This window comes from Pseudomonas sp. KCJK9058 (assembly GCF_046230975.1).
Lineage (GTDB): Bacteria > Pseudomonadota > Gammaproteobacteria > Pseudomonadales > Pseudomonadaceae > Aquipseudomonas > Aquipseudomonas alloputida.
In genome coordinates this window covers 1-481 of sequence record NZ_JBJJLR010000129.1, presented here as the reverse complement: position 1 = coordinate 481, position 481 = coordinate 1, and the positions used below count along the sequence as shown (strand labels likewise).

The window sequence follows — 481 nt, the reverse complement described above, 5'->3', positions numbered from 1 at the left end:
CCTGGCCGAGCATGTGGCCATCGAAGCTGCCGTCGAAAAACTGCAGAACGCGCGTAACCCGATCCTGGTGATCGGTGCCGGTGCCAACCGCAAGATGACCGCCAAGGTCCTCAAGCAGCTGATCGACAAGACCGGCATCCCGTTCATCACCACCCAGATGGGTAAAGGCGTGGTCGATGAGCGCCACCCGCGCTTCCTTGGCAACGCTGCGCTGTCGTCGGGCGACTTCGTTCACCGCGCCGTCGAAGCCGCCGACCTGATCATCAACATCGGCCACGATGTGATCGAGAAGCCGCCGTTCTTCATGGTCCGTGGCGGCACCGAAGTCATCCACATCAACTTCCGCTCTGCCGAAGTCGATGCCGTGTACTTCCCGCAAGTAGAAGTGATTGGCGACATCGCCAACGCCGTATGGCAGATCAGTGAAGCGCTGAACGACACTTCGCACTGGGACTTCACCCGCCTGATGGCCATCCGTGAG

At 60.7% G+C, this 481-nt stretch carries 1 pseudogene; it reads left to right on the top strand.

Annotation, left to right across the window (positions count from 1 at the left end):
• Positions 1 to 481: pseudogene (locus ACK59Z_RS25900) on the top strand (acetolactate synthase large subunit); the annotation flags it as partial.